The following is an 11,562-nucleotide window of genomic DNA, read 5'->3' as shown; positions in this document are numbered from 1 at the left end:
CACTTCGGGGTCTATCCGCGCGGGTAGTCGTCGTCCGCCGGGACTTCGCGGGACTGCTCGTAGGTGTCTGCCGGGTCGGCTTCGAGGGGCACGTCCGAAGGCAGGTCGTCGACAGGATCGTCGTAGACGGGAATGGCCTGCTCGAGCCGGTCGGCCTCGGAATCGTTGTCGGACTGGATCTCGATGCCGAGCGCATTCGACTCCGTCATTGCGATCTCCTCCTGATAGGGCCCGATCGTGAGATCGGATCGGGCGAGTCCGGCCGGTTCTACGGATCCCAGCCTAGCGTGGAACCGGACACGGGGCCCGATGGAGCAGGAGGTGCGGGTGGAGGACGACGAGAGTTCGCCGGCGGGGTCGGCCGACAACACGGCAGCGACGAGCGTGGTGATGAGGGAACCGTCGTGGCGGCCGAGCCCGAAGGCGCGTGTGCTGTGGGCCGTGAGTGCAGCGCTGATGTGGTTGCCGCTGGTCGTCGCGCAGGTCGTGTGGGTGCTCGTCGCACCGGTGGGCGCCGGATGGCACATCGCCGCCGCGGTCGCGACCGTCGTCCTCGGTGCGCTGCACGTCGCGGTGGTGCCGGTCTGGCGTTACCGCGTCCATCGCTGGGAGATGGACGCGACCGCGGTCTACACGCGTTCGGGCTGGTGGACGCAGGAACACCGCATCGCGCCGATCTCCCGGATCCAGACCGTCGACACCGAGCGAGGCCCGCTCGACCGGTGGCTCGATCTGACCACCGTCACCGTCACCACTGCTTCCGCTGCGGGTGCGGTGGAGATCGTCGGCCTCGACAGCCGGGTCGCCGACGAGACCGTCGCCCGTCTGACCACGCTCGCGGCGAGCTCGGAGGCGGACGCGACATGAACGAGGCCGTCGCGCCCGTGGCCGGGACGGACGAGGAGGTGCCGTGGTCGCGCCTCGATCGCCGGATGCTGCTGATCCACCCGATCGAGGAGATCCTGCGCCTGCTGCCCGTCCTCGCCGGCTCGTTCGTCATCGGGACCACCAGCGGCAATCCCGTGTGGGGCCTCGCAGCGACGGGCGTGCTCGTGCTGGTCGGTCTGCTGCGCTGGTTCACCACCACCTACCGCGTGGGACCGCAGCACGTCGAACTCCGCCGCGGCCTGCTGCAACGACGCGAGTTGTCGATCCCCCGTAGCCGTATCCGGTCGGTGGACGTCGAGCAACGCCTCCTGCACCGCGTGCTGGGCCTCGCGCTCGTGAAGATCGGCACGGGCCAGAGCGGGGGCGCCGATCGCAACCGGTTCGAACTCAACGGCATCCCGATCGCGGCCGTCCCCGAGCTCCGTGCCGTTCTCCTGAGGGGCGGGCAGCAGGACGAGGCGCCGGCCGAGGCGACCCCGACCCCTGCCGTCACCGAGCGTCAGCTGGCGCGCTTCGACCCGGCCTGGGTGCGCTACGCCCCCTTCTCCACGACGGGCCTGCTCGCCGTCGCGGCCATCGCCGGTGCCGCCTTCCAGTTCGGGCTCGGCCGGTGGATCGCAGAATCGCAGGTCGTCCGCCGCGCGGTGGAGACCGCAGAGGACCTCGGCCTGGTGGTCGCGCTCGTAATCCTCGTGCTGGTCGTCGTGCTCGTCGCCAGCCCGGCCGCATGCGTGCGGTACCTGCTGCTCTACGGCGATCTGCAGGTGACCGACGACAACCGGGTCCTGCGCATCGCGCACGGCCTGCTCACGACCCGTCACACCACCCTCGACCGGGCGCGGCTGCGTGGAGTTGCGCTGCGCGAGCCCCTGGCGCTGCGGCTCGTCGGTGCCGCGCGGCTCGATGCCGTCATGACGGGCAGGACCGCGCAGCAGGGCGGTTCGTCGCTGGTCCTGCCGTCCGCACCCGACGAGGAGGTCCGGCGGGTCGCGGCCGAGGTGCTCACCGGGCGGCTGCCGCTCGAGGTTCCGCTGCGCAGCCACGGTCCCCGTGCCCGTCGTCGCCGCTACACGCGGACGTTGTCGCCGGTGGCCGTCGTGGTCGTCGCCGGACTCGTCGCCCTGACCGTCACCGACCGGCGCGTGCCGTTCGCCGTGATCGCCACGGTGGTCGTGGTGCTGGTCGCGGGGGCGTGCGCGCTGGCGCAGGACCGCTACCGGGGTCTCGGCCACGCCGTCGTCGACGGGCATCTCGTCGCCCGCAGCGGCTCGATCGACCGGCAGCGCATCTGCCTCGACGCGGACGGTGTGATCGGCTGGACGGTGCGGCAGACCTTCTTCCAGCGCCGTGCGGGTCTCGCGACCGTCGTCGCGGCGACCCCGGCGGGTGCGGGACGTTACGAGGTGATCGACATCCCGGTGGACGAGGCGTGGGCGCTTGTCCAGGAGGTCACACCGGGTATGGGAGAAGCATGGATCGACCGATGAAACCCACGTCCGGTAAAGGCCCCCTGCACGGCACTCCCCCGACGACGCTGACCGAACTCGACGACGCGCTCGTCGACTGCTACGCGTGTCCGCGGCTGGTCGCATGGCGTGAGCAGGTCGCCCGGGAGAAACGAGCGGCCTTCCGCGACGAGGAGTACTGGGGCCGGCCCGTCCCGGGCTTCGGTCCGGCCGATGCGTCCCTGCTGATCGTCGGGCTGGCGCCCGCCGCGCACGGCGGGAACCGCACCGGACGGATGTTCACGGGAGACCGGTCGGGTGACGTGCTGTATGCGGCCCTGTACGACGCGGGACTCGCATCGCAACCGACCGCGACACACATCGACGACGGGCTCGAACTGTTCGGCACCCGCATCACCTCGCCGGTGCACTGCGCGCCACCGGCCAATCGCCCCACGGTCGTCGAACGCGACACCTGCCGGCACTGGCTCGAACAGGAACTCGACCTGCTCGCTCCCACACTGCGGTCGGTCGTCGTCCTCGGCGGGTTCGGGTGGCAGGCGCTGCTGCCCGTCCTGTCGGCCGCGGGGTGGACGATCCCGGTTCCCCGCCCGAAGTTCGGACACGGTGCGCACGCGCTGCTGGCCCCCACCGAGGCACGGGAGCACCCGCTGCACCTGCTCGGTTGCTATCACGTCAGCCAGCAGAACACCTTCACCGGCCGGTTGACGAAGGAGATGGTGACCGACGTGCTCAGGGACGCGGCGCGGGCTGCGTCCCTCCCACTGCCTGAGTGATCTCCTTGATACGGGCCGAGAACAGGTATCCGCCGGCGGGGGCGAGCGCAGCCACGGGCAGCAGCAGGGTCCGCCAGTCGCCGAGCGCGAGCTGATCGCCGCCCGGCCCGCCCACGAGGCAGACGAGGAAGACGACGGCCCAGGCCAGCAGCGGCAGGGCCGCGCTGCGCAGGGAGCCGGTCTCGGCGCGGACCGCCATCACGAGGAGCAGGTTCGCGGCGCCGGCCAACAGGATGGTGATCGGGAAGGGCACCCCGGCGATGTACAGGCCGAGGTAGAAGACCGACAACAGGGCGCACAGCGCACCGTCGAGCACGAGCAGCGCGACGAGTCCCCGGCGGGGCTGGACGTCCACCGGTGACGCTAGGGGTGCAGCGGTTGCTGGATCGACCGTCATGCTTCGATGGTGCGCTACCGGACGCGCGCGAGCGCAACCGGGGTCCGCGGAACCATCCGCGGACCAGGCACCGGATGTCAGGGAACCGGCGGGTATCCGAGCATGGTGAGCAGCGCGCTCTGCTGGTCGGCGAAGGAGTACAGGGCGTGCCAGTAGTCGGCCCGGATCTCGTCGGCGTACGGCCTCAACGAATCCACGAACGCGACGATCTGGTTCTGGACGGACCAGTTGTACATCGACAACCCCCTGCACGGTGTGTCTGCGTAGTGCACGAGTCCGGGTGGCGCGAGCCACTCGAAGCCTCGTTGATGACGCGGATCACACTAGCCGATGCCGGAGAAGAGGTCGTCCTCTCGTCCCGTGGAGTCGGTCAGGCCGAGCTGCCCGCGCACGAGCACGAAGTGCTCCTGGTCGAAGACGGGCTGGGCGACGAGGTTGGAGAGCACGAACTGCTCGCCGTCCTCCGCGACCAGCACCTGGGTCGCGTGCGCGCCCATCGCGGTCCGCTTCGCGTCGAGGACCGAACGGACGTCGACGACGGTGGTGACCTCGTCGTCGGGCACGCTCGGCAGTTCGCCGGGCTCCGGTCGGCGCCAGCCCTCGGGCAGCGCGCCCATGGCGGCGATGCCGCGTTCGAGCGCGGACCGTTCGGCGACGGTCCAGTAGACCTTCGCGGGGGTCCACGCCGCCCCGGCGGACGGATAGTCCTCGGTGCCGGCCGCTTCGACGGCCGCGGTCACCCTCTCGTGCACCGCGATGTGGTCGGGGTGCCCGTAGCCACCGAACGGGTCGTAGGTGACGACCACGTGCGGACGCGTCTCACGGATCACGGCGACGAGCGCCTCGACCGCTTCCTCGCGGTCGGCGTTGACCCAGGCGCGGGGGTTGGCGGCGGACGGGGTGCCCGCCATGCCCGAGTCGCGCCAGTGCCCGGCACCGCCGAGGAAGCGCGGCCGGTCGACGCCGAGCGCTCCGAGCGCCCGGGTGAGTTCGAGGATGCGGTACCCGCCGAGCTGATCGGCGCGGTCGGCGGTGAGCTGGGCCCACTCGTCGCCGATCACTTCGCCCTCCTCGCCGAGCGTGCAGGTCACGACGGTGACCTCGGCGCCTTCGGCGACGTACCGGGCGATGGTGCCGCCGGTGGTGAGGGTTTCGTCGTCGGGATGGGCGTGGACGAGCAGGAGTCGTCGATCCGCAACGTCGGGGAGAGCCCCCGGAGTATCGGTCACGGTGTGGTCCTTCCCCACAGATGGGCGTCGCCGAGAATACCGGTGGCGACAGCGGCTGTCAGCGAGACGTTCTCGACGCCGGGACCGGCGGCGACGACGGCCCGGTCCTGCAGGATCGGCAGGTTCACCGCGAGATCCCACAGTCCGGTCTGTGCGTCGGCGACGACCTTCGCCGGGTCGGTGGTGCCGTTCAGCGCAGCGAGCAGACCGGGTTCGAGACCCGGATCGCAGGCACCCGAGAGATTGCTCGGAGCTTCGAGCTGCGCTGCGAGCGCATCCTCGCGTTCCTCGACGTCGTCCTCGTCGAGCGTGGTGGTCGCGGGGTCCGACGGCTGTACCGCCTCCGTCGTCCCGGGGGTATCGGGCTGCGCCGGGAGGCCGGACTCGGGCGCGGTCGGCAGGTCCTCCCCCGCCACCGTCGGTGCTGCTGCCACCGGGACGCATCCGAATCGGGACAGCGCGGCGGTGGCGGGGTCTCCACCCGCACGCATCCAGCCGACGACCGCGTGCACGCTGCCCTCGACGAGGGCTTCGCCGTACAGCTCGTCGGGGGGCAGTTCGTCGACCGACGCGTCGATCCCTGCGCCGCGCCACAGGTCGACGGCGGTACGTGCGACGGCGCGGGCGGTCTCGTCACCCTCCGGCACGCCCACGACCAGCGTCAGCGGCACGCCGGCCCGGGCCAGGGTGCCCTCGGGCAGAGCCGGTCCGCTCGGGGTTCCCGGTTCGGGAGTCGCGCTCGTCGGCGCCGCAGTCCCGGATGTACCGGTCTCGGATGCCTCGGTCTCCGGTGCATCGTTCCCGGGTGTTCCGGGGTCGGGCGCGTCCGGGTCTACCGGCACCGGGGGCACGGCAGGCGGGACGGGCAGGTATCCGGCCGCGGCGAGACGGTCGAGGGCCTGTTCCCGCGGCAGACGCGGCGGCATCGTGTCGGTGTATCCCGGATCGGACGGCGCGAGCACCTGAGCCCGCGCCCGCACGACCTCGGTGCTGTCGGCGGTCGCGACGAGTCCGAGCAGCTCGGGATCGAGCAGGTCGAGCACGCCTCGTCGGACGCCGGGGTCGGCGAGCTCGGCGGTACGTGTGTTGAGGGTCAGCTCGAGGGTGCGCGGCTGGAGCTGGACGCCGGTCCGCACGCCCGGCACGGCGGCGAGCTGCGCTTCGAGAGCGACACCGCCCGCGCTCTGGACCACCTGGGCGTCGTCGCTGCGCACCGATTCGGTCACCTGGGCGTCGGTGCCGGCGCGGCGCATGAGCAGTTCGTCGGGTCCGGCCGGGGTGCCCCAGAACCGGTCGTTGCGTTCGAGCAGTACCTCGGCGCGTCCGCGGTCGACGTTGTCGACGTGGAATCGCGCGCCCGACACGGGGATCGTCTCGGACAGGCCGGTGGAGAAGCCGCCCGGAGTGTCCTTGACCAGGTGCGCGGGCAGCAGGTTGGTGAACAGTTCGCGCCAGGCCGGATACGGCTCGCGCAGGGTGACGGTGACGGTCTTGCCTCCGCCCGACGACCGGATGTCGTCGATCAGGCGGTAGCCGGCGGGATCGACCACGCCGGGCTGGGTGACCATCTGCCGCCACAGATACCGGAAGTCCTCGGCAGCGATCGGCGCTCCGTCCGACCACTGGGCCTCGTCGCGCAGGCGGTAGTTGATGGTGAACGGCGCCTCGTCGGTGACCTCTGCGGACAGCAGCAGCGAGTCGTCCGGAACCCACAGTGTGGCAGCGGGATTCTCCGGGTCGGGCACGGCCCGGAAAGCACTCGGGAGCACGAGTTCGGCAACGGCGTTCGCGACGGGCGACTGGTCTGCGAGCAGGTGGGGGTTGAATCCCGAGCCGACCTCGTCGATCGCGACCACCACCGTGCTGCGCTTCGGAGCTGGAGCGGGAGTCGTGGTCGGCTCCGTCTGCTCGATGGGAGGCGGCGGGTCGGCGGTGCAGCCGGTGAGGACCAGCGCAGCCACGGCCAGGCCGGCCGTCGCCCCGATCAGTCGGCGACGAGCGCGCGTACGCGACACTCGGGCTCCTTCCGTGAGGCAGGTGGTACATGGGTGGCCCCGGCCAGCATGCGCTCGCCGGGGCCACCCCACACCTGGACTACTTGTTACGGGCCTTCTCCCGCGACCGCGCACGCGCGCGGTCGGTCTGCGAGAGGTGCAGCTTCCGCACGCGCACGTCCTCCGGGGTGACCTCGACGCACTCGTCCGCAGCACAGAACTCGAGCGCGGCCTCGAGGGTCAGCTCGATCGGCTTGGCGAGGGTCTCCATCACGTCGGCGGTCGAAGAGCGCATATTGGTGAGCTTCTTCTCGCGGGTGACGTTGATGTCGAGGTCCTCGGCGCGCGGGTTGATGCCCACGACGTGGCCCTCGTAGGTGTCGCTGCCCGGTTCGACGAAGAACGTGCCGCGGTCGGCGAGCTGGATCATCGCGAACGGGGTGACCGAGCCGGCACGGTCGGAGACGAGCGAACCGGTGTGGCGGGCGCGGATCTCGCCGGCCCACGGCGCGTAACCGTGGAAGATGGCGTTCGAGATGCCGGTGCCACGGGTCTCCGTGAGGAAGTCGGTGCGGAAACCGATCAGACCGCGCGACGGGATGATGAACTCCATACGGACCCAACCGGTGCCCTGGTTGGTCATCTGGACCATCTTGCCCTTGCGGTTCGCGAGCAGCTGGGTGATGGCACCGAGGTGCTCCTCGGGGCTGTCGATGGTCAGCTCCTCGTAGGGCTCGTGCAGCTTGCCGTCGATGGTGCGGGTGACCACCTGCGGCTTGCCGACGGTCAGCTCGAAGCCTTCACGGCGCATCTGCTCGACGAGGATGGCGAGGGCGAGTTCGCCTCGGCCCTGAACCTCCCACGCGTCGGGTCGTCCGATGTCGAGGACGCGCAGCGACACGTTGCCGACGAGCTCGGAGTCGAGCCGCGTCTTGACCATGCGGGCGGTGAGCTTGTGGCCCTTGACCCGGCCGACGAGCGGCGAGGTGTTGGTGCCGATGACCATCGAGATGGCCGGCTCGTCGACGGTGATGCGCGGCAGCGCCACCGGGTTCTCCGGATCGGCGAGGGTGTCGCCGATCATGATCTCCGGGATACCGGCCACGGCGACGATGTCGCCGGCGACCGCGACCTCGCCGGGCTGCCGCTCGACACCGACGGTCTTGAGCAGCTCGGTGATCTTGACGTTCTTGACGCCGTCGGCGTGCATCCACGCGACGGTCTGGCCCTTGCGCAGCTCACCCTGGTGGATGCGCAGCAGCGCGAGACGACCGAGGAACTCGGAGGCGTCGAGGTTGGTGACGTGGGCCTGCAGCGGCGCCGACGGATCGCCCTTGGGTGCGGGGATGCACTCCATGAGGACCTCGAAGAGCTCGTCGAGGTTCTCGGCGTCGGGGACCTGGCCGTTCTCGGGCTGCTTCTTCGAGGCCTTGCCCTCACGACCGGAGGCGTAGAGGACGGGCAGCTCGAGGGCGAGCTCGGCGGCTTCGGCGGCCTCGTCGTCGAGGTCGGACGCGAGGTCGAGCAGCAGGGTCTGGCTCTCCTCGACGACCTCGGCGATGCGGGCGTCCGGTCGGTCGGTCTTGTTGACCACGAGGATCACCGGCAGCGACGCGGCGAGCGCCTTGCGGAGCACGAAGCGGGTCTGCGGCAGCGGGCCCTCGGAGGAGTCGACCAGCAGGACGACGCCGTCGACCATGGACAGGCCGCGCTCGACCTCACCGCCGAAGTCGGCGTGGCCGGGGGTGTCGATGACGTTGATGACAGTGACGGTGCCGTCCGGGTGGTGACGGTGCACCGCGGTGTTCTTCGCGAGAATGGTGATGCCCTTCTCGCGCTCGAGGTCGCCCGAGTCCATGACCCGGTCGACGAGTTCCGCACGTTCGGCGAACGCGCCCGACTGGCGCAACATGGCGTCGACGAGAGTGGTCTTTCCATGGTCGACGTGCGCCACGATGGCGACGTTCCGAAAATCAGCGGTGCTCACGCGATAGCTCTCCTGGCTGTAGTCCGGCCACACGGCACTGGACCCGGTCGGCACCTCGCCCGTACGGCGTTCGTCTCGATGGCCGCGACGCGAGATTGCGAGCTACCTGCCCCGTCCGATTCTCGGCGTGCAGGCACTGCGGCCGTCAATACACTTTACAGGCCGCTTGTCGGTCGCCGCTTCTACCTCATCCGATACCTGCAGGTCGGCGACGATCGGGGTGACGCTCGACACTCCCACAGGAGACGTAACCGCCGAATCCGGCACCACATACACCCCTTGGTTCACAAGTAAGGGGATGCTAACCTTCGCCCGCCGGTGGATTCGCCGCGCAGGACCGTGGAAGGCAGGCGGGACGTATGGGGAAGGTGAAGGCGAGCAAGGTCGCAGGCCTGAAGCCGAAGAAGAAGTGCTGCCGCAAGAAGACGCGGTGCCTCAAATGCCCCGTCGTCGTCATGCGCATGAAGAAGGTCGAGAACGACGGCCTGAGCAAGAAGGAACTGCGCAAATATCTCGACAAGGCCCGCGCCGCCTGACCACAAGGCATGCGCCGTATGACCTCAACGCCGCAGATGTTCGCGTAGATCGGGGATCCACGCGCGATCGGCCGGGACGAGATCGACCTGCCCGAGTTCGTCCGCGTCGACCCACCGCAACGCCGCATGATCCAGCGGCTCGGGATCACCCGAGACGAGTTCGACCCTGTAGGCACACAACTCGCGACCACCCGCCAACGGCACCGCGACACCCAGTCGCTCCGCACCGCGCACCTCGACACCGAGCTCTTCCCTCAGCTCCCGCACGAGCGCCGCTTCCACACTCTCCCCCGGTTCCGCCTTGCCGCCGGGCAACTCCCACAGGCCCGCGAGGTCGACGGGCCGCGTGCGCTGGGCGAGCAGCACGCGGCCGTCCCGGATGACGGCGCCGGCCACGACGTGCCCGTCGGGCGCCGGTGTACTCGCAGACGATGCGCTTGCAGACATGACCTGCATCGTCCCAGAATGAGTCATGTCCCAGCTGCTGACGGACGGAGAGATCGACGCCGCGCTGGCCGAGTTGCCGCACTGGCACCGCGCGGGACAGTCGCTGGTCCGCACCATCGAAGCGTCCACCTTCCCCGATGCGATCGCGCTCGTCGACCGGGTGGCCGTCGTCGCCGAGGAGGCGAATCACCATCCGGACATCGACATCAGGTGGCGGAAGGTGACCTTCGCGTTGAGCACGCATTCCGCCGGTGGCATCACGGAGTCGGATCCGGCTCTTGCGCGTCGGATCGACGAGGAGGCACGGCGCTCGGGTCTGTAGTCACCGGCTCGCCGTGCGTCCCGCGCCGCCGGGCGGCGAGGATCACGACGACGTAGACGGCGAGGACACCGACCACGTTGACGGCGCCGAGCCAGGCGAGCGGGGCGGGACGTTCGACGTCCCAGATCGAGTTCTGCGCCGTACTCAGCACCCACGGGACACCGATCAGCGTGACCACGGCCCAGCACGCGGCGACGATGCGGGCACCGAGCGATCGCGCCAGGGGCCCGTAGACCAGCCACAGCAGCAACGGGACCACCCACACCCAGTGGTGAACCCATGAGATGGGCGAGACGAGCAGACCGAACAGCTGCACGATCAGCAGCGTGCCGAGACGATCCTGTGTTCCGTCGGGCTGTGTTCCGTCGGGCTGTGTTCCGTCGGGCTGTGTTCCGTCGGGCTGTGTTCCGTCGGGCAGCGGTCCCAGCGACCGCCACGCCGCGAACGCCAGGACCGCGCAGACGACGACGCCGACCAGCCACACGGGACCGAGCCCGACGTCCTCACCCGCGAGACGACCCAGAGCTCCGCGCAGCGACTGGTTCCACACCGAGACGACCGGGCCGATCCGATCCGCGTCGCCGAAGAGGGACCCGAAATAGGTGGCGGCCTGGGAGCCGAGCACGAGCAGGCTCACCAGGACGGTCCCCACGAAGACGACCGCGGAGAACACCGCCTCCCGCCAGCGTCGCTGCGCGAGGAAGTACAGCCCGGTGATCGCGGGCGTGAGCTTGATCCCGGCGAGCACGCCGACGAGTCCACCCGACAGCCACCACCGGGAACTGCGGGCCGCGAGCACCACGCCGAGGACGAGGAAGACGTTGATCTGGCCGTAGTCGAGGGTCGTGCGTACCGGCTCGGTCCATATGCCCGCAGCCGTCCACAGCATCGCGACACCGATCCACGACCGGCTCCGCGCCCGCGCACCCACCACGAGTTCGAGGGAGATCCACACGACGGCGAACAGCGCCGCGACCGTCAGCAGCTGCCAGGCCACCCCCAGGACCGAGAACGGGATCAGGTGCAGGGGCAGGAAGACGAGGGCGGCGAAGGGCGGATAGGTGAACGGCAGGGGGAAGTCCGGGGTGTCCTCCGAATAGGTGAACCCGTAGAGGTCGCCCTGCAGCAGAGCGGCCGATCCGTCGACGTAGACGTGCAGGTCGACGAGGTTCATGCCGTTGGGAGTGATGAATCCCCAGGCCACGCGGACGACGACGGACAGCGCCAGTAACGCCGCGCACCACCACATCCGGTGCGAAGGAAACCCTCGTGGCACTGCGGTGCGGCCTCTCCCGTCGAACGTCCGTCCGGTGAACCGGACCCGGCGAAGGAGATTACCGTTCCGATAGGCATGCAAACGAACCGGAGTTCACTCCCGTAACGATTTCATCTACAGTCACAATCTTCTCAGGTCGGACGCGTTATGTTCGACAGGATCCGAGGGACGGAACACCCCGTGGTTAGAATCCCGAACCAGCGATGGGCGCGCCGTTCCGAAACGGCAGGCTTGTCCCGTGTGC

At 69.9% G+C, this 11,562-nt stretch carries 13 protein-coding genes; 5 read left to right on the top strand and 8 right to left on the bottom strand.

Going from position 1 to position 11,562, the window contains the following annotated elements:
* Nucleotides 1-11 precede the first annotated feature (11 nt).
* On the bottom strand, nucleotides 12-209 hold the full coding sequence (locus B9C99_RS00885) for a hypothetical protein (RefSeq protein ID WP_088896683.1): 198 nt from the start codon (nucleotides 207-209) through the stop codon (nucleotides 12-14).
* Between the two features lie 100 nt (nucleotides 210-309).
* Here B9C99_RS00885 and B9C99_RS00880 point away from each other — a divergent pair, with 100 nt between their 5' ends.
* From B9C99_RS00880 to B9C99_RS00870, 3 genes are read left to right on the top strand one after another with little or no spacing between them, the layout of a single operon-like run.
* Complete coding sequence (locus B9C99_RS00880) at nucleotides 310-867, top strand: PH domain-containing protein (RefSeq protein ID WP_088896682.1); 558 nt, start codon at nucleotides 310-312, stop codon at nucleotides 865-867.
* Complete coding sequence (locus B9C99_RS00875) at nucleotides 864-2,375, top strand: PH domain-containing protein (RefSeq protein WP_088896681.1); 1,512 nt, start codon at nucleotides 864-866, stop codon at nucleotides 2,373-2,375. The genes B9C99_RS00880 and B9C99_RS00875 overlap by 4 nt, the downstream gene beginning before the upstream one ends.
* Nucleotides 2,372-3,130: a uracil-DNA glycosylase gene (locus B9C99_RS00870; RefSeq protein ID WP_088896680.1), complete on the top strand. Its 759-nt coding sequence runs from the start codon at nucleotides 2,372-2,374 to the stop codon at nucleotides 3,128-3,130. Before B9C99_RS00875 ends, B9C99_RS00870 begins: the two co-directional genes overlap by 4 nt.
* Here the strand turns inward: B9C99_RS00870 and B9C99_RS00865 are convergent.
* The 5 genes from B9C99_RS00865 to typA form a co-directional block, all read right to left on the bottom strand.
* Entirely contained in the window at nucleotides 3,087-3,527 is a 441-nt protein-coding gene (locus B9C99_RS00865; RefSeq protein ID WP_088896679.1) for a hypothetical protein, read from the bottom strand. The genes B9C99_RS00870 and B9C99_RS00865 overlap by 44 nt on opposite strands.
* 77 nt (nucleotides 3,528-3,604) lie before the next feature.
* Nucleotides 3,605-3,763 carry a hypothetical protein gene (locus B9C99_RS25790; protein ID WP_016693616.1) on the bottom strand — a complete coding sequence of 53 codons (159 nt, stop codon included), beginning with the start codon at nucleotides 3,761-3,763 and terminating at the stop codon, nucleotides 3,605-3,607.
* An 87-nt stretch (nucleotides 3,764-3,850) separates the two neighbouring features.
* The gene (mshB, locus tag B9C99_RS00860; RefSeq protein ID WP_088896678.1) at nucleotides 3,851-4,774 is read right to left on the bottom strand and encodes an N-acetyl-1-D-myo-inositol-2-amino-2-deoxy-alpha-D-glucopyranoside deacetylase; all 924 of its coding nucleotides are present in this window, start codon (nucleotides 4,772-4,774) and stop codon (nucleotides 3,851-3,853) included.
* Nucleotides 4,753-6,771 (bottom strand): ABC transporter family substrate-binding protein, encoded by a 2,019-nt coding sequence (locus B9C99_RS00855; protein WP_172414830.1) that lies wholly within the window; start codon nucleotides 6,769-6,771, stop codon nucleotides 4,753-4,755. Before B9C99_RS00855 ends, mshB begins: the two co-directional genes overlap by 22 nt.
* A gap of 79 nt (nucleotides 6,772-6,850) precedes the next feature.
* On the bottom strand, nucleotides 6,851-8,737 hold the full coding sequence (gene typA, locus B9C99_RS00850) for a translational GTPase TypA (RefSeq protein ID WP_006550583.1): 1,887 nt from the start codon (nucleotides 8,735-8,737) through the stop codon (nucleotides 6,851-6,853).
* Nucleotides 8,738-9,096: 359 nt separating this feature from the next.
* Between typA and B9C99_RS25785 the strand changes: the two genes are divergently transcribed.
* Complete coding sequence (locus B9C99_RS25785) at nucleotides 9,097-9,273, top strand: hypothetical protein (protein WP_006550584.1); 177 nt, start codon at nucleotides 9,097-9,099, stop codon at nucleotides 9,271-9,273.
* A 24-nt stretch (nucleotides 9,274-9,297) separates the two neighbouring features.
* Here the strand turns inward: B9C99_RS25785 and B9C99_RS00840 are convergent, their stop codons facing one another.
* Nucleotides 9,298-9,720 carry a (deoxy)nucleoside triphosphate pyrophosphohydrolase gene (locus B9C99_RS00840; protein ID WP_172414829.1) on the bottom strand — a complete coding sequence of 141 codons (423 nt, stop codon included), beginning with the start codon at nucleotides 9,718-9,720 and terminating at the stop codon, nucleotides 9,298-9,300.
* 25 nt (nucleotides 9,721-9,745) lie between these two features.
* On the opposite strand from B9C99_RS00840, the gene B9C99_RS00835 reads away from it, so the two are divergent.
* Nucleotides 9,746-10,042, top strand: coding sequence for a 4a-hydroxytetrahydrobiopterin dehydratase (locus B9C99_RS00835; RefSeq protein ID WP_016693621.1), 297 nt, complete (start codon nucleotides 9,746-9,748; stop codon nucleotides 10,040-10,042).
* Here the strand turns inward: B9C99_RS00835 and B9C99_RS00830 are convergent.
* Nucleotides 9,978-11,291 (bottom strand): mannosyltransferase, encoded by a 1,314-nt coding sequence (locus B9C99_RS00830; protein ID WP_088896677.1) that lies wholly within the window; start codon nucleotides 11,289-11,291, stop codon nucleotides 9,978-9,980. The two genes, B9C99_RS00835 and B9C99_RS00830, sit on opposite strands and share 65 nt — an antisense overlap.
* Nucleotides 11,292-11,562 lie beyond the last annotated feature (271 nt).

This window comes from Rhodococcus sp. BUPNP1 (genome assembly GCF_002215235.1).
Classification (GTDB): domain Bacteria; phylum Actinomycetota; class Actinomycetes; order Mycobacteriales; family Mycobacteriaceae; genus Rhodococcus.
The sequence above is the reverse complement of the archived record's forward strand: the minus strand, read 5'-3'. Positions and strand labels throughout refer to the sequence as shown.